The 22,371-nt window shown below is 65.3% G+C and carries 19 protein-coding genes and 1 pseudogene; 14 read left to right on the forward strand and 6 right to left on the reverse strand.

Going from position 1 to position 22,371, the window contains the following annotated elements:
* The first annotated feature begins 412 nt into the window (after window positions 1-412).
* The 8 genes and pseudogenes from NL1_RS03120 to NL1_RS40120 all read left to right on the forward strand — a co-directional run.
* Window positions 413-1,252, forward strand: coding sequence for an SDR family oxidoreductase (locus NL1_RS03120; protein WP_067834076.1), 840 nt, complete (start codon window positions 413-415; stop codon window positions 1,250-1,252).
* Between the two features lie 12 nt (window positions 1,253-1,264).
* Window positions 1,265-1,912 (forward strand): carboxymuconolactone decarboxylase family protein, encoded by a 648-nt coding sequence (locus NL1_RS03125; protein WP_067834078.1) that lies wholly within the window; start codon window positions 1,265-1,267, stop codon window positions 1,910-1,912.
* Between the two features lie 55 nt (window positions 1,913-1,967).
* Window positions 1,968-2,855, forward strand: coding sequence for an alpha/beta hydrolase (locus NL1_RS03130; protein ID WP_067834080.1), 888 nt, complete (start codon window positions 1,968-1,970; stop codon window positions 2,853-2,855).
* Window positions 2,856-3,010: 155 nt separating this feature from the next.
* The gene (locus NL1_RS03135) at window positions 3,011-3,940 is read left to right on the forward strand and encodes an alpha/beta fold hydrolase (protein WP_067834082.1); all 930 of its coding nucleotides are present in this window, start codon (window positions 3,011-3,013) and stop codon (window positions 3,938-3,940) included.
* A gap of 113 nt (window positions 3,941-4,053) precedes the next feature.
* Window positions 4,054-4,494 carry a PaaI family thioesterase gene (locus NL1_RS03140; RefSeq protein ID WP_245673065.1) on the forward strand — a complete coding sequence of 147 codons (441 nt, stop codon included), beginning with the start codon at window positions 4,054-4,056 and terminating at the stop codon, window positions 4,492-4,494.
* A 242-nt stretch (window positions 4,495-4,736) separates the two neighbouring features.
* The gene (locus NL1_RS03145; protein ID WP_067834084.1) at window positions 4,737-7,457 is read left to right on the forward strand and encodes a helix-turn-helix transcriptional regulator; all 2,721 of its coding nucleotides are present in this window, start codon (window positions 4,737-4,739) and stop codon (window positions 7,455-7,457) included.
* A gap of 71 nt (window positions 7,458-7,528) precedes the next feature.
* Window positions 7,529-8,245 (forward strand): hypothetical protein, encoded by a 717-nt coding sequence (locus NL1_RS03150; RefSeq protein ID WP_067834086.1) that lies wholly within the window; start codon window positions 7,529-7,531, stop codon window positions 8,243-8,245.
* Window positions 8,246-8,290: 45 nt separating this feature from the next.
* Window positions 8,291-8,434: pseudogene (locus NL1_RS40120) on the forward strand (alcohol dehydrogenase catalytic domain-containing protein); the annotation flags it as partial.
* Window positions 8,435-8,536: 102 nt separating this feature from the next.
* Here the strand turns inward: NL1_RS40120 and NL1_RS03155 are convergent.
* On the reverse strand, window positions 8,537-8,911 hold the full coding sequence (locus tag NL1_RS03155; RefSeq protein ID WP_067834088.1) for a hypothetical protein: 375 nt from the start codon (window positions 8,909-8,911) through the stop codon (window positions 8,537-8,539).
* Entirely contained in the window at window positions 8,908-10,158 is a 1,251-nt protein-coding gene (locus NL1_RS03160) for a DUF8832 domain-containing protein (protein WP_156094631.1), read from the reverse strand. Before NL1_RS03160 ends, NL1_RS03155 begins: the two co-directional genes overlap by 4 nt.
* Before the next feature lie 121 nt (window positions 10,159-10,279).
* Here NL1_RS03160 and NL1_RS03165 point away from each other — a divergent pair, with 121 nt between their 5' ends.
* On the forward strand, window positions 10,280-10,888 hold the full coding sequence (locus NL1_RS03165) for an HXXEE domain-containing protein (RefSeq protein ID WP_067834093.1): 609 nt from the start codon (window positions 10,280-10,282) through the stop codon (window positions 10,886-10,888).
* Between the two features lie 671 nt (window positions 10,889-11,559).
* On the opposite strand, the gene NL1_RS03170 is transcribed toward NL1_RS03165, so the two are convergent.
* A complete protein-coding gene (locus tag NL1_RS03170) occupies window positions 11,560-12,432 on the reverse strand; it encodes an aldo/keto reductase family oxidoreductase (RefSeq protein WP_067834095.1) in 873 nt (290 codons plus the stop codon).
* Window positions 12,433-12,560: 128 nt separating this feature from the next.
* Between NL1_RS03170 and NL1_RS03175 the strand changes: the two genes are divergently transcribed.
* Together NL1_RS03175 and NL1_RS03180 are read left to right on the forward strand one after the other, a co-directional pair.
* The gene (locus NL1_RS03175) at window positions 12,561-13,004 is read left to right on the forward strand and encodes a winged helix-turn-helix transcriptional regulator (protein WP_067834172.1); all 444 of its coding nucleotides are present in this window, start codon (window positions 12,561-12,563) and stop codon (window positions 13,002-13,004) included.
* Window positions 13,005-13,858: 854 nt separating this feature from the next.
* Entirely contained in the window at window positions 13,859-14,833 is a 975-nt protein-coding gene (locus NL1_RS03180; RefSeq protein ID WP_156094632.1) for a hypothetical protein, read from the forward strand.
* 707 nt (window positions 14,834-15,540) lie between these two features.
* On the opposite strand, the gene NL1_RS03190 is transcribed toward NL1_RS03180, so the two are convergent.
* Window positions 15,541-15,927, reverse strand: a complete 387-nt coding sequence (locus tag NL1_RS03190; RefSeq protein ID WP_067834101.1) for a winged helix-turn-helix transcriptional regulator — start codon at window positions 15,925-15,927, stop codon at window positions 15,541-15,543.
* A gap of 134 nt (window positions 15,928-16,061) precedes the next feature.
* Between NL1_RS03190 and NL1_RS03195 the strand changes: the two genes are divergently transcribed.
* Window positions 16,062-16,877 carry an alpha/beta fold hydrolase gene (locus tag NL1_RS03195; protein ID WP_245673070.1) on the forward strand — a complete coding sequence of 272 codons (816 nt, stop codon included), beginning with the start codon at window positions 16,062-16,064 and terminating at the stop codon, window positions 16,875-16,877.
* A 579-nt stretch (window positions 16,878-17,456) separates the two neighbouring features.
* Here NL1_RS03195 and NL1_RS03200 read toward each other — a convergent pair.
* Both NL1_RS03200 and NL1_RS37200 read right to left on the reverse strand, forming a co-directional pair.
* The gene (locus tag NL1_RS03200) at window positions 17,457-18,449 is read right to left on the reverse strand and encodes a DUF6461 domain-containing protein (RefSeq protein ID WP_067834105.1); all 993 of its coding nucleotides are present in this window, start codon (window positions 18,447-18,449) and stop codon (window positions 17,457-17,459) included.
* A gap of 780 nt (window positions 18,450-19,229) precedes the next feature.
* The gene (locus NL1_RS37200; protein WP_156094633.1) at window positions 19,230-19,568 is read right to left on the reverse strand and encodes a hypothetical protein; all 339 of its coding nucleotides are present in this window, start codon (window positions 19,566-19,568) and stop codon (window positions 19,230-19,232) included.
* Between the two features lie 76 nt (window positions 19,569-19,644).
* On the opposite strand from NL1_RS37200, the gene NL1_RS03210 reads away from it, so the two are divergent.
* Both NL1_RS03210 and NL1_RS03215 read left to right on the forward strand, forming a co-directional pair.
* On the forward strand, window positions 19,645-20,634 hold the full coding sequence (locus tag NL1_RS03210; protein WP_156094634.1) for a hypothetical protein: 990 nt from the start codon (window positions 19,645-19,647) through the stop codon (window positions 20,632-20,634).
* A 472-nt stretch (window positions 20,635-21,106) separates the two neighbouring features.
* Entirely contained in the window at window positions 21,107-22,228 is a 1,122-nt protein-coding gene (locus NL1_RS03215; RefSeq protein ID WP_067834111.1) for a hypothetical protein, read from the forward strand.
* The last annotated feature ends 143 nt before the right edge of the window (window positions 22,229-22,371 follow it).

A 22,371-nucleotide genomic window follows, 5' to 3' on the forward strand; every position in this document is an offset into this window, starting at 1 on the left:
CGAGGAGCGTGTCCATGGCGGAGGTTTCGAAGGCCGAGTTGTTCGCGGCGATCCTACGACCGAGCAGGGGCACAGCCTCGTCCAGGAGTTCTATCGGTGTGTGACCCGGCGGGCGGATGCGGTGTTCGAGCTGGTGGATGCGGTGTTGTGCGGACGGTCCGGTGCGGATTTGTGCAAACGAAAAATGACACCGCTTCAGGCGGGCGGGTGTGTGGGCTTGTTGGGTCGTGTCGGCTTGTCGGTTGTATTGCTGCTGGTTGGCCTTGGAACCCCGAAGGGGTCACAGCAGTGGCGGAGTGTAGGTAGGCACCCTCGTCACGACGGGCACGCGTCACCTCACCGATGCGAGCCCGGACACAGACCAGTCATTTGACGGACGCGACCGGCACCGCGGTCGTCGTAGCGTTCGGCTATGGCAAAACGATCCGAACCCCGCTCAGCGACCGTCCTGGTGACCGGTGCCTCCACCGGTATCGGGCGGGCCACCGCGCTGCTATTGGCCCACGAGGGCTTCACCGTCTACGCCGGCGTGCGGAAGGTGCCCGACGGGCAGGCGCTCGGCGAGACCGTCACCCCGATCCAGTTCGATATCACCGATCCGGACCGGATCGCCGAGGTCGCCGAGCGCCTGGGCCGCCTCGACGCGCTGGTCAACAACGCCGGAATCGGCGTGACTGGACCGGTCGAGTTCGTTCCGCTGGCCGAGTGGCGCAGGCAGTACGAGGTCAATGTGTTCGGCCAGGTCGCCGTCACCCAGGCTATGCTGCCGATGCTGCGCGCCGCACACGGCCGACTGGTCACCATCGGCTCTGTGGGCAGTTGGATCACCCTGCCCTTCGGCGGTCCGCTCTGCTCCTCCAAGCACGCGATCCGCTCGATCAACGACGCACTGCGCATGGAGCTGAAACCCTTTGGCGTGCGGGCGGTTCTCATCGAACCCGGCTCGATTCACACCGAGGCTGTGGACAAGCTCGAGGATGAGGTCGAACCTCGCTTGGCCTCCCTCGGGCCCGAGGGCAGGCGGCTGTACGGCAACGACTACCGGACCATGGTCAGCAGCGGGCTCGACGAGGAACGTTCGGGGTCGAGCCCGGACGTGGTCGCTCGCGCCGTGCTGCACGCGCTGACCGCGCGCAGGCCGCGTTCCCGCTATCCGGTCGGCAAGAAGTCGCGGTTGATGGGCACGCTCGGCCGCATCGTCCCGCAGTACACCCTCGATGCCCTGCGCCGACGCGGGCTGGGCCTGTCCTGAACGGAGGCACCCATGACCCAGCTCGCCGGAGCCGACGCACTGACCGCCCTCGACCCTGTCTTCGCCCAGCTCGCCGTCGGTGCGGGGCAGAACCTGTGGGGTCTGCCGCATTTGACGATGCGCGAGAAAGCCTTCGTCTGTTTGACTTCCGACCTGTGCCACCCGCACCTGGACCTGCCCCTGGCCATGCACGTGCGGATGGCCCTCGCCAATGGCGTCGAACCTGAGGGCATCCGGGAGCTCTACCGTCACCTGGCCCCCTACGTGGGCTACCCCATCCTGGTTCCCGCCTTTCAGCGCTTGCGCGAACTCGGCCTGCCCGAAGCGCAGGACGTCGAGCCGGTGGAGCCGGTGCCGCTGACCGGTGCGCTGGCCCGCGCGGTCCGCGTACTGGAGGATGTGGATCCCGGTCTGGCCGCCTTCACCGAGGACCAATTGGCTCAGCGTTGGGCTCGCCCGCATCTCAGCGTTCGGGAACGGGCGATCGCGTGCCTGACCGTGGATGTCTTCTATCAGACGCTGGGTGAATCGATGCGCCTGCACGCCGAGCTGGCCAGGGCAGCCGGGGCCACCGAGGAGACCTTCCGCGACCTGCTACGCGGCCTGGCCGAGTTCGGGCTCGCCCGGGCCTGGGCCGCCGCACGGGAACTCCTTTCCTGAACGAGGCCCATCAGTGTTTTCCGACAGTCAGTCTTACTCCGTAAGGATGATTTTTATGCGAATCACAGTGTCGTTCAACGCCGCCGGCGTCCGCTGTGCCGGCTACCTCTACCTGCCCGCCGAGTCTGGACCGGTGCCGTGCGTGGTGTTGTGCCACGGCTACAGCGGAACGATGGACCGCCTCTTCGACTACGCCGAACGCTTCGCCGCCGCAGGCTTGGCCGCCCTGGTCTTCGACTACCGAGGCTTCGGCGAGAGCGACGGCGAACCGCGCCAGCTCCCCGATATCGACGCCCAGCTGGTCGATATCGCCGCCGCCGTGGCCTTCGCTCGGGAACATGAACGCATCGACCCCGGCAGGGTGCTGCTGTGGGGCAACTCGCTGGGCGGCGCACACGTAATCACCGTGGCCGCAAGCGATCCCCGGATCGCCGCCGTGGTGGCGCAGATCCCGTTCAACGGATTCCCGAAGAAGGTCGAGGGACGGTCGACCGGTGACACGCTGAAGCTGCTGGGTGCGATCCTCTGGGACGCACTACGAGGCAGGCTGGGCGTGCGACCGTACTACATCCCCATGGTGGGCCACCCCGGAGAACTCGCCGTGACCGCGAGTCCCGAGGCCGAACAGCACATCCAGGCTCTCACCGGTGGCCAGAACACCTTGTGGCGCAACACCGTAGCCCCCAGGGGCCTGCTTCGGATGATGCGCTACCACCCCGCCGAATCCGCCGCCCGCCTGTCCTGCCCCCTGCTGGTCTGCGTCGCCGCCGAGGACCGGGAGACACCCCTGGAAAACAGCCGCGAACTGGCAGACCGCGCCCCCCACGGCGAACTCCGCGTCTATCCCGGCACTCACTTCACCTTCTACACCAATCCCGAGTTCCGGGACCGTGTGGTCGCCGACCAGATCGACTTCTACCGCCGCACATCCGCATCGGTGTGATGCGCGACGGCTCACCGTGAGACGGTGCCGATCCGGCTTCGGCACCTCGGACTCGACGGCGTGACCTACCCCATATCCCGTCACATCGGGGGATGCTCTCCCGTCTGTCGAGTAACTGTCCCGATGATCAGAAAGTTCTCCTCATGAGATCCAGAATGTTGTTCAATCGACTCGCTGTGGTCGCGGTCGCGCTGCTCGGCGCACTCGCCGCCATCTCCTTTCCCGTGGCATATGCCTGGGAGCCCCCGAGCTCGCCCTATCAATCGCAGTATTTGCCTCGCGTCGAGTCCCGGTACGCCGAAACCGACCTCGCTCGATTCCACTACACCCGCACCGGAACGGGCTCGCCCGTCGTGCTCATCGCGGGAGGCGGGCTGTGGGGATACTCCTGGCGAGACGTCGTCCCGGCGCTGGCGACCGAACACACTGTCTATGCCGTCGATCTGCCCAGCCAGGGTTTCACCGAACTGCACCGCGACGACTTCGCCTATGACCTGCCCGCGATGTCGGAGGCCATCGCGACCTTCCTCGACGCCGTCGGTCTACCCCGGGCGGCCATCGTCGGTCACTCGTGGGGCGGGGCGTGGAGCCTGTACTTCGCCGAACAACATCCCGACCGCGTCGAGCGACTCGTCCTGCTCGACGCACCCGGCCTCGACGCCGAAAAGGCACCTGTCACCCCACTGTTCACCACACCCCTGCTAGGCGAACTGGCCACCAACCTCACCACCCGGTCCTTCTACGCCGACAGCATCCGCGGCACCTTCCACAACGATCACCTGGTCACCGAAGAGGTGATCGATGAGCTCTACGCACCATTCTCCCGACCAGCGAATCGTGCCGGCTTCCTATCGCTGTGGCGGAACCTGGACTACCGGCTCACCGACGCCGGGCTCGCCGGGGTCACTACGCCCACACTCGTGGTGTGGGGTGCGGAGGACACCTGGCTCCCTGCCTCCCAAGCCGGTGAACTGGCCGCGCGAATCCCGAACGCTACGGCCACCACTCTCCCGGGCTGCGGGCACACCGTCCACGAAGACTGCCCAGCGCAAACCAACCCACTCCTCACCGCATTCCTGCGCTGATCTGCGGGAATCCCAGTGAATCTGTGAAATAGGGAGTGGCTCATGACGATCGACATCTGGGCGCGCTGGATGGCGGAGTCCCCGGTCCAGGCCCCGGCGGACAGGGAGCAGGAGTGAATCCGCTCGATCCGCTGCTGCGTGCGCACGTTGTGGACAGTTTCGAACGGCAGGCGTTCATGTCGCATCTCGGCGCGCGTCTGACGGCCGTCGAGCCGGGCTGGGCCGAGATCACGCTGGCCTACGCACCGACACTGACCCAGCAGCACGGGTACTTCCACGCCGGCGTCACCAGCGCGATCGCCGACACCGCGGGCGGCTATGCGGCACTGTCGACGTTCAGTACGCGCGACTCGATCCTGACGGTCGACTTCAGCCTCAATCTCCTGGCGGTTGCCGTCGGGGACCGCTTGGTTGCGCACAGCAGCGTCGTGCGCACCGGGCGCACCATCACTGTGTGTTCGCTGGATGTCTACGCTGTCGACGGCGAATCGTCGACACACGTCGCGACAGGTCGACAGACCCTGATCCGTCTCGCGGACCGACCTGACCGCTGAACCAGACCGCTGCGATCGATGCTGCGGTCAGGGAGTGACCGAAGATCGCAGGCGGCCTGGGCCGACGACGGTCACGAAGTGGCCGAATGCAATGCGGCACTGGACAATTGGACCTGGCCCACGGTCCTGTCCCCGCCCGCACGGAGCCGACCGCTTCGATTCGACACCGAGAAGACCGGACAACATCACGCTAATCTGATCCGTGCCGTGTTTCGTACGGCACGAGGGATAGGCGTTGCTGGATGGGTTCCATACTGTTCGGGCGGCAAGCGGAGCAGTCCGTCATAGACGAGTTGCTGCAGGGCGGGTCCGGCGCGCTGGTAGTACGCGGCGAGGCGGGCGTCGGTAAGTCGGCTCTGCTGGAGTACGCGGGCGCGGCGGCGCGGGCACGGGTGTTGCGGGTCGCCGGTGTCGAGTCCGAGGCCGATCTTCCGTTCGCTGCCCTGCACCGGCTGCTGCGCCCAGTGCTCGATGAGGTGGAGGCGTTGCCACAGCAGCAGGCGAACGCGTTGCGCGCCGCACTCGGTCTGGGTGACGTCGTGCACGGCGACCGGTTCCTGGTCGGGCTGGCGACGCTCGGCCTGCTGGTGGAGCTGTCGGCGGCGAGCCCGGTGGTGTGCCTGGTCGACGACACGCAGTGGCTGGACGGTGAATCTTCCGACGCCCTGCAGTTCGCCGCCCGCCGCCTGCATGCCGAGCCTGTCATCATGCTGTTCGCCTCGAGGAACGGGTGGTGCTCGGGGGACGATTGCCCCGCATGGGATTTGCCCGAGTTGCGGCCGGGTTGCCTTAACGACGAGGCTGCCCGCACGCTCCTCCACGATCAGGCCTCGGACCTGCCGCCCGCCGTCCGTGACCAGATCGTCGCCGAGGCGATGGGCAATCCGCTCGCCCTGATCGAGCTGCCCCGCATGCTCACCGCCGAGCAACGCAGAGGCGCACTGGTCCTGCCGCCCTTTTCTCCGGGTGCCGCACAGCCTGTGACGGACAGGGTGCTGATGGGGTTCCGCGCACGGATCGCAGCGCTTCCGGAGGCCACTCGTTCCTGCTTGCTGGTGTCGGCGTTGGAGCACATCGACGAGTTGGATGTGCTCGCGCACGCGATCGGCCTGCTCGGCGCTTCGCTGGAGGACTTCGCTGTGGCCGAGCGGGCGGGCTTGGTCGGGGTGGGCCCAGACGGTGTCACCTTCCGGCATCCGCTGGTGCGTACCGCGGTGCTGCTGGCTTGCGACATCGCCGCCCGGATGGACGCACACCGGGCGTTGGCCGCGGCGGTAGACGCCGACCGACGCGCTTGGCATCTCGCTGCCGCTGCCCTCGGGCCCGACGAGGAATTGGCCGAGCAGCTCGAAACTGTGGCGCTGCGTGCGCGGCAACGCGGTGGGCAGGCGGCGGTGTCGGCAACCTACGCTCGCGCGGCCGAGCTGTCCACCGAACCCGGTGAGGCTGTTCGCCGGTGGACGGCCGCGGCCGAGGCCGCGACCGAAGCGGGCCTGTGGCAACGCGCGGGTGAACTGGTGGACCGGGCACGACGCCAGGCCGAGGCGGCGACACCGACGGGCGATGTCTTGGCACAGCTCGCCTACGTACGCGCGAAACTGGAACTCCGGTCGGATCGGCCCTTGGCGGCCGTGCGGCTCATGCACGAGGGGGCCGAGGCAGCGGACGACATGCTAGCCAGGCTGTCGCTGGTCGCGCTGGGGGGCTACTACACCTGGGCCAGCGCCGCCCATCCGGATCAGCTCGCGCTGGCTCGCCGCTCCGAGGAGATGTGCCCGGAGGGTGAAGGACTGCCCACCACGGTGCGCGCGGCCAACCGCGCGTTGCGCATCCTCGTCGAGGGCACGCCCGCGACCGCGGCCGATTTCGTGATTCCGGCCGATCACCTACCACCGGAGTTGCGTTACCTCATCGCGTTTCAGGACCTGGCCCGCGCAGGCGCACACAGCATGTTCGAGCGCGCGACCGGACTCGTCGAGGAATGCCGGGCCGAAGGACGACTGGGACGCATGCCTCAGGCCATGACGCTCCTCGCCATCGCCCAGCTGTTCAACGGCCGGCACCAATCCGCGCGGGCGACGGCAACCACGGGCATGGCCTTGGCATCCGATGTCGGCCAGCCGATGTGGCGCGGTTACCTGGCGGGCGTGCACGCCTGGCTGTCCGCGGTCAGTGGGGCGGAGGCCGAGTGTATTTCCTTGACGGAACAGGCGATTCGGGACGCGGACCACCGGGCTTGGATGCCGGCCGCCTGCTGGGCCGAGTACTCGCGGGTGATCCTCGATCTCGGGTGGGGTCGCTACGACTCGGTGCTCGATCGAGTGGACCAGGCGATGACCGGTCCCACCCGCCACGCCTTCCTGTGGTGGTATTCGTGGCCGGACTACATCGAAGCCGCTGTCCGGCTGGGCGATTCGCAACGGGGCCACGATCGGCTGAAGCCCCTCGCGGACTGGGTCGAGGGCACCGGCCAAGCGGCGGCGCTCGCCATCCTGCACCGGGCCCGTGCGCTGCTGGCCCCCGACAGCGCCGCGGGGGAGCTTTTCGAGCGGTCCCTGGCGCTGCACGCCGAACACCGGCAACCCTACGACGAGGCACGTACCCGCCTGGTGTACGGAGAGTGGTTGCGCCGCAACAGGCGTCGCGTCGATGCACGCCCGCAACTGCAAGCCGCCATGGAGACCTTCGACCGGCTCGGCGCGGCCGTCTGGTCGGACCGCGCCGCCGCCGAACTGCGCGCGACCGGACATACCGTGCCCAACCATTCCCGCGTGAGCGATCCGCTGATCGTGCTGACGCCGCAGGAACTTCAGGTAGTCCGGCTGGCCGTCACAGGCGCATCCAACCGCCAAATCGGCGCGCAGCTGTTCCTCAGCCCGCGCACCGTCGCCTATCACCTGTACAAGGCATTCCCCAAGCTGGGCATCACCTCACGCGCGGAGCTGGCCAGGCTGGTGTCGTGACCCCGAACAGCACCTCACCGCCAGTCAGATGACGGAAGCGATCCCGAACGCCTCTGGCTAGCGTCGGCGCCATGAAGCTGATCAATGACCACGCGGCGATCAAGGCCCGCGCACTGCCCCCGACCGACGACGGCTTTATCATGCTGGCTGGCGAGGTCGGCTCCTGGCGTGGCCCCTTCGCATCTGCTCCGATCCAGCTGGCCGCCCGCCTCGCGGCGCTCACCGCGGGCATGGAGGCGCGCGAGGTAAACGTGTTCCGCGCGGTCCTGCGGCCACCGGGCGAGGGCGACGAGGTGCTGGCCGCCAGGGGTCTCCGGCCCGCGCGCTTCGACCTCGTCGTGCTGATCCGCACCGCGTCCGTGGAGGCCGCGCTGGAGCTGCGCGAGAGCGCCGCCTACAAGGAACTTGTCGAGACTCTCAGCGCGGCCGCCCGCCGGACCCACCAGATCGTCGCCGACAACGCCGGGCTGCTCGGCGACGTGGACCACAGCCGAGACCACTGCTTCCTGTTCAACTACTTCTACGCCGACGACCGCGAGACCCTGCTGAAGGTGTGGGAGTACACCGCAGGGTGGTTCCAGGCCAAGACCGCGCTGCCCAACTCCGCACTGATGCGGCCAGTGGAGGGGGAGCCCGCAGACTACGGGCTCGTCAACCACGCCAGCTGGCCGAACTGGCGGACCTTCCTACCCAGCCTGATCTTCCGGCCCACCTTCCGCAGCTTCGTGCTGGCCAACTTCAAAGCCAACGGCATCGCCGCGCAGCCGATTATCTATCGCCGGTTTTGACCTGTTCACCGCCGCACTTGGGTTGTCGACGGCGGTCCGTTCCCGCTGCCACGGTTACCGATGACGCCGGGGCGGGAGGTGGCCGGCGTGGTGGCCGAACTCGGTGACAGGGTCGATGCGCGGTGGCTGGGCAGGCGGGTGGTGGGCCATCTCGGAGCGGGCAGCAGCGGTGGTTACGCGGACCTGGCGATGGTCGATGTCGATGCCCTGCAAGATCCGTTGTGCCACTGCCGGTGTGGACCCCAGCCAACAGCGTGCGGAGGGCGACATCGCGGCGTAAACCTCAGCAAGTCACCGGTCGACTACCGTGCTGACGGTGATCACCTCTTGGCCGCCGGTCCCGGAGACAGTGATCGACAGCTCCCACTCGCCGCCCATGACGAACACCTCCTCCGCAGCGACGAAGCGGCCGGGCTCGGTTTGGACGGTGTCGACCGGCGGCAGCGCGTGACCCATGCTCGGCATGACCGCCGCCACCGTGACCGTGTCGGCGTCACCGGAAGTCACCCGCACCTCGAGCGGATCGACAGGCAGCACGCTGACGGTGTATCGCGTGCCCGCCGCCGCCACGTACTCGGGGGCGCGGCCGAACCAATTCGTCGCGACGGCGAACAGCACACCCGACAGGAGAAGACAAGCGGCCAGCAGGAAATACGTGCGCTTCACCGGTTCACCGCCACGGTGAAGGGCCGGGTCACGAGTCGGCCTTCGGCGGCGTACTGGGCCCACGCCAGGTAGCGGCCCCGCTCCGGGAAGGTGAGGGTAAAGCGCAGCGCGGAACCACCGCCCTTCATCCCGTGCGCATGTGTCAGGTGGACTCCGTCCGCGCTCCTGACGATCAGATGGCCGGGCATGCCCAGCCATGGCTGTACCGGTCCCGCCACACTGACCTCGATAGTCACCGGGCTTCCGGCCGTCGGCGTGGCCGGGGTGAGGCGGGGTTCGGCAGGGTCATGGACTGGGGCGTCCGACTGGGCGGCACCGGAGACCTCGAAGGCACCGGAGACCAGTTGCCCGCCCGACTCCTGCCGCTCGAACTCGGCGTAGGCGAGGTAGCGGCCCGGCTGCGGGACACGCAGCCGTACGGCCAGGACACCCGGTGCGGTCCGCAACGGGTGTACATGCCGGAGGACGGCGCCGTCTTCACTGGTGACCACGAGATGCGCCGGGGCCTCGTGGTGGACGGCGAGGTCATCCACTGGCCGTCCCGTCGAGCCGTCCGTGAGCCGTAGGGTCAGGGTGAACTCTGCGCCCGTGGCGGGCCGGACCGGCAGTGTCGAGAAGCGAGCTTGCGCGTATGGCCGACCGACCTCGGCCACGGGCGCGGCGCCCTCCGGTGGAGCGGGCAGGGACGGCTGGAGCACTGTCAAGACGATCGCGGCCGCAACCGATGCGCTCGCGGCGCCCACGATGGGTCTGGACAGGCGGCCGGTCAGCACGCCGCCCACTAACAGCAGCCCAGAGATCAGGAACGCGCCGTCGGTGACCATCGCCCAGGGGTCGTGGCCGGGCACAAGAACCCGGAATGGGATCACCGATATTTCGTCACCGGCGCGAACATGCAACTCGTGCGGGCCGGTGTGACCGATTGGCAAGGCGGTGGGATCTTCTCCTACGCGCACCGAACCGGTCGAGCTGCTGCCGTCGGTCAGTGACCGCACTTCCAGCTCTAGAGCCGCGCTCGTGGGATGGATGGCCTGCGCGCTCACCCTCAGCGATGCCGGCACCTGCGTGACCCGGGCGACAACGAGCGTGACCTCGCCCGCCCTGAAAGTCTGCGTCACCCGCAGATCCGCTCCGGACTCCACCACATGCGCCTGGGCCAGCCCGGGCGGGGCCAGCACCATAAGGAATGCGACAGCGAAGACGCGGAACATTCTTTGGACGGCTCTACCGCTATTGCTCGACTTCATGACGGCGACGCTAGGCCGCGGTGCTGCTGTGTCGCGTCCGTCATATGACTGATGTGCCCCGGGCGATCATCAGTAGCATGACGGAAGCGACTGGGACCGCAATATTCCTAGGGTTGCGGCCATGACCAAAAGACCTGAAATCTACTCGGCGACCATCATGGCAGTCCTTGCCGCCGCTTTCTGCGCGTGGGCGCTGCTCACTCTCCCCATACAGGGAGCCATCGTGCTCGCGGTGGCCAGTGTGCTGGCGTGGATCGGCTGGATAGCCTTCAGCTACGCCCGCCCGGTGAAGTCCAGGAAGGTGATCGCCGTCTACCTGTGCGCGGTCGGCTTTCAGCTCATCCATATGGCCGAGGAGTACACCGGCGGCTTCCCCCACGAGATCGTCGAGCTGTTCAACTCCCCCCGCGACTGGCCGGAGCGAGAGTTCCTGCTGGTCTTCGTGTTCGGCTTCGGCGCGCTCTACTTCTTCGCCGGTGCGGGCGCACTCTACCGGATCCGGGTGTCCAACTTCTTCCTGTGGTGGTACGCCCTGGGCGCGGGCCTGCTCAACGGAATCGCCCATTTCATCTTCCCGATCATCAAGGGCGGCTACTTCCCTGGCCTGTACACCGCCGGCGGCCACTTTGTCATGAGCGGGCTGTTGATCTACCTCCTCGTCAAGGAGGACCGCATACTCGAGGCTGAGGAACGGAAGGTTCAGCCGCTGGCAGGTGCGGGAGCACGATAACCAAGCGACTCGAGCACCAATCAGGCCGCGAAGACCAAGTACATCGAGTTGGCGACTGGCAAAGTCCGTCGCCGGACTCGCCGACCACGTGATGCGGGGCACCATCGCGGCCACGACCGGGCTCGAGAAACAGAATGCGGCGGAGGCCGATAACTTCCGCCGCACCACGCTCGTTGTCGCCGAAGCGGCCGCCCGGCCGCGGCAGAGCCAGCTCTGCCGTGGCGGAGATGGCCGCGACCCTTCTTTCTCGTTCAGCCGCGACGCAACCCACCCAGCCCGCGTACCTCCGCGCCGAGTAGACGTCACCATGGACCGCACGGGCGACAGGGCGTCGCGCCCTTCACCGCGAATCGATGCCGGACCGGCGATAGCCCCGCCGAGCTATCGCGATATCGGCGGAAATCCTCAGTTCACCGGGCATCCGGGTTGTTGTGGATGCTGTTCGGACCGCCCCAAGAATGAACCCACACCGCTGCCGAACGCGGATTGGGTTTCGGCCACGAATCCCTGAACTCGCGTCAGCCGCTGGGCGATTCCGCGTGGTCGGAAGCGGCCAGCGCTGGGTTATGGAAGATCAACTGGCCCTACTCCTCTGGGTCGGCCAAACGCACAATATTGCCGAGTTGAGTGCGTTCGTTGGTCACGGTCCGCGGCGGCAGGGCGGAACTCGTTTAGTGGCTGATCTTTTCCAGTTCGTCGATGTCCTTGTCGGAGAGCGGCAGTCCCGCGCCGACGAGATTCTCGCGTAGATGGGTCGTCGACGAGGTGCCGGGGATCAGCAGGATGTTCGGTGACCGGTGCAGCAGCCAGGCCAGGGCGACCGACATCGGTGTCGCATTCATCCGGGCGGCGACGGCCGACAGCGTTGCGGACTGCAGTGGGGTGAAGCCACCGAGTGGGAAGAAAGGTACGTAGGCGATGCCCTGCCCTGCGAGGGTGTCGATCAGTTCGTCGTCTCGGCGGTAGGCCAGGTTGTACATGTTCTGCACGCACACGATCGGCGCGATCGTCTGCGCTTCGGCGACCTGTTCGGCCGTCGCGTTACTCACGCCGAGGTGGCGGATCAGCCCTCGCTGCTGGAGTTCGGCGAGGGTCTCGAAGGGCTCTGCGAGTGAACCGGGTTGCGGCCCTGCGGCATTGCCGAGCCGGAGGTTGACCACGTCGAGCGCCTCGAGGCCGAGCGCCTCCAGGTTCTCGTGGACTGCGCGGCGCAGCTGTTCGGGTCGTCGGGCCGGGGGCCATCCGCCCTGCTGATCGCGGGTTGCGCCGACCTTGGTCACGATGTGTAGCGATTCGGGGTAAGGGTGCAGTGCTTCGCGGATCAACTGATTGGTGACGCGTGGCCCGTAGGCGTCGGCGGTATCGATGTGGGTGATTCCGAAGTCGACGACCTCACGCAGGACGGCGAGCGCGCCGTCGCGATCGGCAGGCGGACCCATGACCCCGGGGCCGGCGAGTTGCATTGCGCCGTAGCCGAACCGGGTGACAGTCAGGTCGCCCAGGGTCCAAGTTCCCCCGGGAAGCGAAGGGGAGGGTGCGTTCATACCTCTGCCTTTCATCTCGAACTGGTTGGCGCCTACTGGAGCCTTGCTTCAGCATTGACGTGTAAGTTCCCAATAGGAAGTAGGCACTTCGAAGTGCGTAACTCACCCGCAGGTTGGAGGAGCGACTGATGGCGACGATGACGGCAGCCCAGAAGAGAGCTCAGTCCAAGTCCGAATATGACGCTTTCCTGGCGGCGTGTCCGAGCCGCAAACTGCTCGAACGGATCTCCGATAAATGGGTCACACTGATCGTGACCGCGCTCGGCAACGGCGGATCGCGTCAGCCCGGCGACCCCTGCGCCGGTGAGCCGGGTTCGATGCGCTACTCGGAGCTGTCGCGCCTGCTGGCAGGCGTCAGTCAGAAGATGCTCACCCAAACCCTGCGTTCCCTGGAGCGAGACGGTCTGATCACCCGCACCGCGACACCGACCGTGCCCGTGACGGTCTCCTACGAACTGACCGACCTCGGCCTCTCACTGCATCAATTGGTCCGCGAGATCAAGGGCTGGGCCGAGACGCACATGGACGAAGTACTCACCAACCGCACGGCACACGACACCCGCTTCGGCTGAACCACGCAATCCACACCGCGCTTCCCTTACACCAGTTTCTGGACGTCGATGGAACCTTGCTTTTCCTAGGGCGGACCGGCGGTGAGCGTTAGTGTGCGTGAGTGACCGACGTGATCCTCCTTCACGGGGCCTGGCACCAGCCCACCCACTACACCGAACTCGCCGAGCTGCTACGCACTCGGGATCTGTCTGTGGAGATGCCCGAGCTCTATGAGCTGTCGCTGACAGAGAGCACCGCCAGTCGCAAGAGTGCGGAGTCGGTTCCACTCGCCGGGGTGACATCTTGGTTACGCACATCCTTGATGTGTCCGCATGTGTGGCGTCTGGCGTCGACGGCTGACCAGTTGCGATCACGGGTGGTCGCGGAGACTGTGCGGGTCTGGGGCCCCGACACCGGTCAGGAACCCGCGGTCCCTACCAGTTGCACCGCTTCGGTACAAGCGGTGGACACGAGCGGTTCGGACAAGCAGCCGATTAGGGAGCTTCTCACCGGGACCTGGACCCGATCCTGGCCGGGATCAGGTCCTGGCACCAGTGTTAAGTAGCCGCCTATCGCGCGGTCACGAACGTCCGCTTCTGCCGAGTTGAGGATGTTCAAAGGGCTAGGGGCATGGGTGGCGAGCGCTACGACCCGAACAACCTGCATTCGCTGTGCCGCCCATGACTTGGGCGAACACCATTGGCGAAGCCCTCGGCCCGCGCTGGGCGTACCTGAATTGCCGCCGATCCTGCTGCACTCGCGACGCCCTCTGAATGGGTTGGGGCTCCGCGACTTCGGAGTCTCCTACCGGACCCACACGATTTCTCCACACTTGGTAACCGGATCGGACACAACTGGTCGATACAGTGACCGCGTGTTTGCTCGTGATACATCGTGGAATCGCTTGAACCTTCTCGCGTACATATTGCATGTCGTTGCCGTCGGCGCGCTGGCTGTGGCGTGGGTGGCGATCGGGCTCGGACTGTACTCGGAGCCGGGATCGGATCCACGGTTCGAGCTCGAAGCGGGCGGCCGCTTCGCGGCCAACCTCATGGTCTATTGGCCGTTCCTGCTTGTGATTAGCCCGGTGCTGGTCGTCACTGGCATTTTCGGGCTGATGCCATACCGGTTCGCGCCTGGCGGCACCATCGCGGGTGGGGTAGTTGCCAGTTTGTTCGCTCAGTGGGTGGGGACCGAGCTGTACTTGTCCGATTACAAGCCGGAGTTATCCGGACACCTCGACACGAGCATCGTCGCGGCGTGCTTCGCACTCGCCGCAGCGTTCGCGGCAGCCTTCTTGCACTTGTATGGCAACCGATCCGGTCGGACGCGCGCCGCCTCGATGCGAGGCGGAGCAGTGCTGGTAGTTGCCATTCTCGTCGGTGTGGTGGTCACGATTCCGCCGCTGATCGCGGGCAGCGGCACCCCGTCCGGTGTCCTGGCTCAGCTCGTCACTGACCCCCATTGCGGCAGGAACTTGTCGGACTGGACCGACGAGGGACAGACGACCGTCTACACGGGCGGCGCGACACAGTCGTATCCGCCGAAGGATGTGCCCGACAACGTGTTCGGGGTCGTGGTCACACTGCGTAACGGCACAGGCAGCGTCGAAACTACCCCGCCGACCGCGATCTCGTTTCGAGACGAGCTGCCATTACGGTCGGGTCCGCCGGGAACCGAAGTGATGCTGTATCAGCCTGGTACAGGCAACGAGTTCGCGTTTACCCACCTGCGGGATCCGAATTGCGAGGCCGGCAGTAGCCGGGTGGTTTCGGCGACCTACAAATATGCGGATTACGGCGGAACGAGCACGTCTCGGATTCAGGGCACGGTATCTCGTAGCGGCTAACGCGCTGGCAGGGGTGTTTGATAGCCGTCGCTGATCTGGATGTCCGCACATGCCGCCTATCGCGCGGTCGGACAGCCTGTCTGGCACTCGACATGCCTCCTGGGTGCTGACTGAATCGGCCGACCCGGTTGGTGGTGGAACTGAGCGAGGAATTCTGAGCTGTTCTTCGCGCTGCTCAGGCGACATGGAGTACGTAGTGCGCACATCTGGCTGGGGTGACGTATCGGTTACGCACTCCATAAATGCTTGCCTGAGCCGGTGAGCGGTGGCAGGTGGGCGTGAGCGGAAAGTCTCGCGCAGGTGGCGTGGTCGCGGCGCGCCGGATCTCGCTGAGCCGGTCGGTGGACGACATTGTTGGCCGCGTCCACGATGGAGGCGGCCCTGTTGCCCCTCGCCGAGCTCGCCAGCTGCCACGCTGGCGTGCTCGTTGCAGGCCAGCGGTTTCGGCCACGAATCCCCGAACTCGCGTCAGCCGCTGGGCGATTCCGCGCGGTCCGAAGCGGCCAGCGCTGGGCTATGGAAGATCCACTGGCCCTACTCCTCTGGGTCGGCCAAACGCACCATATTGCCGATGAGCGGATCTTTCGCCTAATCGACCCGAGCGACGGCCGCTAGGTGCGCCGTCTCGTCTTCGACCCGCTGACGGCCACGTAACGCCGCCACACACCGTGGGAATCTTCGTGGCTATCGCCGGGATAGACCTGAGGTCATGCGTGGCCCGCAGGTTTTGCGGCGGCGTCGATCTCGGCCATGTGCTCCTCCGCCCACGCCCGCAGCGCGGCCAGCGGATTTTCCAGGGAGAGCCCGAGATCGGTAAGGCGATAGTGAACGCGCGGGGGAACGGTGGGTTCGACGCGGCGGGCGACCAGCCCGTCGCGGGACAGGCTTTGCAGAGTCACCGACAGCATCTTCTGCGATACGCCGGGCATCCGACGCTGCAGTTCGGCGAAGCGCACCTCGCCGGGCGCGGCCTCGGCGAGCAGTTTCACCACCATGGACACCCATTTGGTGCCGAGCCGATCCAGAAGCCGACGGGTCGGGCAGCCCGGAGCGAACAGATCCCCGCGCTGGCCTGTGCTGGTTCGGGTAGTCACCTGGAGCTCACCACCTGTATCAAAAGTGCCGTCTTGGCAGGCTACCTCAGGTTACCTACGGTCAGCTAGTAACTATCGGTAACCGTCTAGCGGAGGATCGAATGTCTCACGAACTGCCAGATCTCACAGTGCGGATGGTGGCAACCAACGGGATCGAAGCGAACGTGGCGATCGCTGGCACCGGACCGGCAGTCCTGCTGCTGCATGGCTTTCCACACACCTGGCAGCTATGGCGCGAGGTGATGGGCCCACTCGTCCAACGACACCGGGTGATCGCGCCGGACCTGCGCGGCCTCGGCGCCAGCACACGAGCACAGGACGGCTACGACGCGGGCACGCTTGCCACCGACGCCGAGGGGCTGCTCGACGCCCTGGGTGAAACCAGCGCCTCCGTTGTCGCGATCGATGCCGGTGCTCCGCCAGCGTTCCTACTGGCGATGCGGCGGCCCGAACGAGTCAACCGGCTGGTGCTCATGGAATCGCTGCTGGGCACGCTGCCCGGTGCCGAAACCTTTCTAGCCGGTGGGCCGCCCTGGTGGTTCGGTTTTCACGCGGTGCCAGGTCTTGCCGAAAAAGTCCTTGCCGAAAACGAATCCGATTACCTCGACTGGTTTCTGACGACCGGAACCCAGGGCCGCGGCATCCCCGCACAAACCCGCGATGCCTTCGTCGCCGCCTACACCGGCACTGATTCCCTGCGGTGCGCTTTCTCCTACTATCGGGCGATGCCCACCAGCGCTGAGCAGATCCGGCGGGCTGTCGACACCGCCCGGCTCACCGTGCCGACGATGGCCATCGGATCCCACCCGGTCGGAACCACACTCGAAAACCAACTCCGTCCGGTCGCCGACACCTTGACCGGGCACTTGATCGAGGACTGTGGTCACATCATCCCCCTCGACCGTCCGGCGACGCTGGTGCCGCTGCTCGTCGACTTTCTCGATTCCTGAAGGGCCAGAACCTGATCTGGCCGTAAGCGAAGTCCCGATATAACGTCCCACAGCAACGCACGATAATGCCGCCTATCGCGCGGTCGGACAGCCTGTCTGGCACTCGAAATGCTTCCTGGGCGCTGACTGAATCGGCCGACCTGGTTGGTGGTGGAACTGAGCGAGAAATTCTGGGCTGTTCTTCGCGCTGCTCAGGCGACATGGAGTACGTAGTGCGCACATCTGGCTGGGGTGACATGTCGGTTACGCACTCCTCAAATGCCCGCTTGCGGGAGGGAGACGACGATGTCACCTCTCCCTACCGCAGCCCGTGATTCGGCGCGGCGAGAGCACGAATCCTGATGGATCGGTTAAGGCAGTGGTGGAACCGCTGCCGCCGGTCCGCGGACCCGGGACAGGCGCGGACGGATGTCCCCATATCGGTCTTCGACCACATCGCTACCACCAAGTCGGCAAGCATCCTGAAATGCCGAATATTGTGCGGGTTCTTTGCCCGTTCGAGTGTGTGGTTTTGTCAGCCAATTCTGGCAGTCGAACACCCCATGGACAGCCGGGGGTTCTGCCGGTCCGAGCGTGATGTCAACCCGCAGCGGTGGGGCCGGGTTGGATGGCGGCGCCGAGAGCGCGGGCGAGCAACCCGAGATCGAACGCGCGGTCACGTTCGATCTCGGTCATCCGCCACCGTCCTTCACCGCCATTCGATGCCCTACCGGCGCGCCGGTGCTCGGTGAGCCAGCTGCGCACATGTTCACCGAGTGAACTGTCGGGGGCGATCGAGACCGGCTCTCCGCGTTCTGCTGCGGCGAGTGCGTCGGCGAGGCCGGGGGTGTCGGTCAAGCCGTGCAGACTGGTGAGCCGTCGTACTTCGGTGACCGCATCGACGGGGCCGTCGTAGCCGCGTCGAACAGCCGGATCCTTGTGTGCTTCGGCGAACCAGGGCTCGATCTGTGCACTCATCAAGGGGCCGGTGAGTGCCTCGAACGTGGGCAGACGGCCGGTGAACTGTTCGATCAACCGTAGGCAACGCCCGTGGGGGCGGTCGTGGTTGTTGTCGAAATCGTCGTCCTCGTCGAAATCGCCGTCCTCGTCGTCCTCGTTGTCTCCCATAGCGAATCCGACTTCGAGCATGTGGGAGAGCAGGCGGTCGGGATCGGCGCCGTACCGTAGGTGCGGGTAAGGGCAGGTCGGATCGAACCCAGTGATCAACACGCCATCGACTGCATAGGCGAACGCAGGGGACGCGTAGTCGTGCCGCAGCACGGATAGCGCCTCGGTTCCGTGTGACAGCGCGGAGGTCAGGCTGATGCCGTTGAACCCGTCCGGCTCGAATACGACGGTCCACCCGCCCAGCGGTAACGCCATCGCCATCTCGGGATATCCATCGTCGAAGTTGTCCAGGTCCCCGACATCCGACCACGTGCGGGTCGCAAACGTGCCGGGCAGACCGCCCATTCGCCGCAACGCCTCCGCAGCGTCCACATCACGGATGAAGGTGAGACAGTAGATCTCCCCCAGCGAATCTCGTCCCCCACGGGGAGTGACGTCCGCCCACGCCAAATCATCAACAGCCACTGGATCACCTTTCGTCAAGCAAGGTTGCCCGTGAGTCTAACGTGCTCGCCGCGCAGCGAATTTTCTTGTGCCGCTGCGCTTCCACGTCTTTGCCGCGGATTTCTGCACAATCCGATACGGCTACAGCTGGTTTCGCCGGTGCTCGGCATAGATGCGCTGAGCTTCCGCGATCTTCCCCGCAGCGTTTTCGAGCTGTCGGGCGGCGGGTGCTTACTGAAGGCCGCCGCGTTGTTGACTGAGTACGACGCCGCCCGAGCAGCAGGCCAAATCCGAGGGCGACAGAGCTGGCCTTACTTGACAATAGCGAGCGGTAATGCCGCTGATCGCGCGGGCTGCTCCGAGCCTTAGGAGTGCAGAGTCGGCCCTGCTCGCTGGGGTGACATATCGGTTACGCACTCCTTAAATGCTCGCCTGGGCCGGTGAGCGGTGGCAGGTGGGCGTGAGCGGAAAGTCTCACGCAGGTGGCGTGGTCGCGGCGCGCCGGATCCCGCCGAGCCGGTCGGTGGACGACATTGTTCGCCGCGTCCACGACGGAGACGGCCCGTTGCCCCTCACCGAGCCCGCCAGCTGCCACGCTGGCGTGCTCATTGCAGGCCAGCGGTTTCGGCCACGAATCCCCGAACTCGCGTCAGCCGCTGGGCGATTCCGCGCGGTCCGAAGCGGCCAGCGCTGGGCTATGGAAGATCAACTGGCCCTACTCCTCTGGGTCGGCCAAACGCACCATATTGCCGATGTGTGAGCAGCGGAACTGTGGGTGATTCCCACGTTGTCACAACAGCGTCAGGTGGTTGCACGGACGATGGCCAGACAGTGAGCGGCGCAGGCGTTTGCGAGTTCTTCGATGGTTTCGGCGGGGTTGGAGAGACCAGTCTTCGACGAGCTGGTTGAACGGAAACACCTGTGCGGTACCTTGACCCGAAACTGCGGCGTGCGCTCGAAGGTGAAGCCAATCTCATGAGATGGCACAGCTCGCCTTCGGCGCGAAGATCTGGCATGATCGGTGATGGCCACCGGGGTGGCCATCCTCGGTTCCATACGCTGCCCAATTGTGTGGTGCCACAGAGGAAGAAGGCTGCCGCAGAGCGCCGCCCTGAAGTACTGAATATCGTCATCGATCATCAGTTCATGCTCCGGCCGGAGCAATGACTCCTTGATGGGTGCCTAGGGCAGCGGTATCCAGGGAAAGAGTGAACTGATGCCTGCTCGTCTCGATCGTAAGACTGCGCCACGCGTCTACCGTGCCTATACAGGCATGTCTCATCAGGCCATTCTCGGCGGCGCTCGGCTCGACCGCAAAACCCCTATTCCCCAGGCAGCATGCTCTGATCAAGAGGTTTTGGAATCGCTGGTGTTCACCGCGCTAGCGGACTGCCGACAGATCGTGTCGCGTCCTTTCGGGGTCGAGCAGATCAGTCTGCCAGCTGACGGTGGCATGCCAACCGTGCGCTTGGTCGACACGGTCTATGCGGCGAAATCGACAGTCTCATATGCAAACTGGCTGGTGCAGGCGGTGTTGCCTCACGCGGTGGACGAATCGGGTTATAGCAACGGGATCGCCAACGTGCGCGTCGCATGTGTCACCAGGCAAGATCTGACATTGAGATTCCTCGGTACCGATGCCCGTCTGGTGTTTCGCGGTGGACCACGAACCGACTGGCGCCGTGTCCTGTGGGAGTTTCAGTGCCAGCTCGAATCCGCAGGCGGGGAAGCATTGTGGAACTGGCCGCGGTCCTTCCTCACTGACTCAGTGCGGATGAAGCTGCACGACCAGCGACCCCGCAGCCTTGCATGGCTCGGGTCGGGACTGATGCGTCGAGCGGCGATTTTCCACTCGGCCAGCTCCTCCTTCTACGTTAATGGCTGGGAGGGTCTGGACGAGCTCAAATTCGAGTTCGACACCTTGGTTGGGGTGTCGGCTACCCATGACCGGTTCGTGAACCGACTGATCGACCCGTTGTGGGGATTGCCGCTGATCATCAAGGAAAGGCACTGCTACTGCGACGATCGTCGCGGCTACCACTGCTGGTTCGGGCTGGCGCATCGTGATGGGGGCAAGCGCGCGCTCCAACTGCGGTTCACCTGGACCGAGCGGCGGCACCTGGGAGACTGGCGCAACATGCTGAAAGCCACAGGCGCACAGCAGTCCCGGCTGAACGAAATCTTGCCCGAACACCTGTGCCGTTAAGTTGGGGACTAGATGCCGCGGAAGTACAGGCCGGTGGCGTTCCTGCGCTGGTTGGTTACAAGGGCGACGGACCACCGAGTCCGGACCATGGCACCAACCTCGCGGGGTAGCACGTCTAGGCAGACTGCGCGAAAACTATTCAAAATGGGCGGTTTTCGCCGAACCGCACCGCGATTGAGGCAAGTGCAATGGCTTGCAGTCGGCCCAGTGGTCAATCAGGCAAACAGGTTGGGCCGGTGGCGATTCGCTTGGACCGTTCGGGATCGAACCCGGCCTGCGCGCCCAGTTCCGAGCGTCCGAAGTCTTCGGGCGGATCTGAATTCGCAGCTCCGCGGCGCCCTCGCTGGCCACGGCCACTTGACGCCAGGCCCACCAAGACTGCGAGAACGGGTGATTCGGATGACTTAGTCCGCAGCTTTACTCAGCTAGGTTTTTCCGGTCATACCGGCACAGAACTGCTTAATCTGGCTCCATGACCGAGACCGAGACCGTCGACTTCATCGCCCATCCAGACCTGCAAGTGCGCGATCTGTCCTACAGCCGCAGTCGAATGGGCCAACTGGTCGACTTGACAAAAGGATCGTTCTTCGACATGGGGTTCGGCCCTCAGAACAACGACGCAGACCCTGGGGATGACGAGGACTGGCCCAGAGACCGGATCGAGATCTACATCAAGGAGAAGTCCCGTGGTCCTGGCTATGTATGCGACATCGTCTACCGCAGTGAGGAATTGCCGGTCATCGTCTATGCCGTGCTGGTAAACCGCGGTAGCGGATTGGAGATCGCTGAACTCGAACTCTTCCGCACGAAGTGGGGTTGCTGGGATGACCACGACAACTACTTGCAACCTGACGAACAGCGCCCACCTAGCCATGAGCCGGCTGCGCTCATCACCAGTGATGTTCTACGCCGAATCCCGCTCGGCGACATCATCGCACGAGTCGAACAGGATCTTCCCGATGAGTCCTGGCGGACCAAGGGCATTCCGGTCATGATGGGCTCGACGTTGACAGTCGATGATCTCACTGCCGAGCAGCGCCGGGCGCTCGAGAACACCACCACGATCGCGATGCGTCGCCGTGGACGTCCCGGGCTCGACGACGATCTGCTCATCGAGGTATCCGAGGCTTACATTGCCGAAGCCCAACGGGGGAAGGGAGCGCTCCGACGCCTGGCGCAGACTTTCGACCGACCAGAACCAACCATTCGTGATTGGATCGCAGCCGCCCGGCGCCGTGGCTTCCTCGCTCCGGCGGAGCCAGGTCGGCGGGGAGTCGCTGCACCCGGCCCGAATCTTCCTATAAAACAAGACCTTTGCGACGGTACGGAGATCCAGTCTGCTACTCAACCAGATCTCAGCAGATCGAGACGGCGAACGATCATGCGAATGATCGAAGGTCAAGGACTCCTCGATCACGAGCTTTCCGAAGATGCGCGCCTGCTCTACATCATCGGCGGCTTGATCTGCAACGCCGTCGGGGTAGCGAAAACCCAAGACCTTGAGGCAGCGTTGGAGAATCCGGAAATCATCAGCGTAGCGCTGGAAATCCTTGACAAGGCCCAGCGTCGCCATGTGGCCCGCAAACGGCAGTGACGTTGGTTTGGCACTTGACCCACTCGATGTCCGCTGGCTAACAGCCGACTGGTCGCAAGTAGCGGATCGAGTAATGGTCCTGGACGGCCACCCGCGAAGGGTTGGGCGCCTAACCGCGCCGTCGTTATCACCTTCTGGTTATG

This window comes from Nocardia lijiangensis NBRC 108240 (assembly GCF_001613045.1).
GTDB lineage: Bacteria > Actinomycetota > Actinomycetes > Mycobacteriales > Mycobacteriaceae > Nocardia > Nocardia lijiangensis.